This window comes from Sphingomonas sp. NCPPB 2930, assembly GCF_042867205.1.
In the GTDB taxonomy this organism is placed as follows: Bacteria; Pseudomonadota; Alphaproteobacteria; order Sphingomonadales; family Sphingomonadaceae; genus Sphingomonas.
This window is the reverse complement of sequence record NZ_JBHZQU010000056.1, coordinates 268-714: the sequence shown is the minus strand read 5'-3', so window position 1 is coordinate 714 and position 447 is coordinate 268. Positions and strand designations below refer to the sequence as shown.

The window sequence follows — 447 nt, the reverse complement described above, 5'->3', positions numbered from 1 at the left end:
AAAATCTCCAGTAGTAAATGGTGTATACGCTAAGTTAGGGTCAACATCGTTATAGATAGTAAAATCATGCCTAAACAGATGCTCAAAAATCCAGTATGAAATTAATGTTTGGTAACGTTTAATATCAACATTTGATCCCGCAGTATTGTACTTACCTAAGTTGTCAATCCCTCCAATTAGAGTAGTTAAAACGTCTCTTGTTGAAGAAGCCAAGCCCTTAGAATGCAACTTTTTAGATGTAAAAGTTACAGTAGCTGAACTCCCTGATTCATCTAACTTAACATCCTTAATAGAGTAAGAACCAATCTCTTGGAACATTTTTCGTCGTACTTTTAAAAAACCAGTAATTGTTTCTTCTGGTGTTTCAATAGGGAAATCAGCATGCCATTGAACAGAATAGGTAGAGGCTGGTGTAAGACCATCATCTTTTACCTTTTCACTAGTTTG

Annotated in this window: 1 protein-coding gene; it reads right to left on the bottom strand. The window is 35.1% G+C overall.

Annotated features, from left to right (window positions below; translation table 11 throughout):
• A partial coding sequence (locus ACFX59_RS18310; RefSeq protein WP_387434495.1) for a hypothetical protein occupies nt 1-447 on the bottom strand: 447 nt, incomplete at both ends.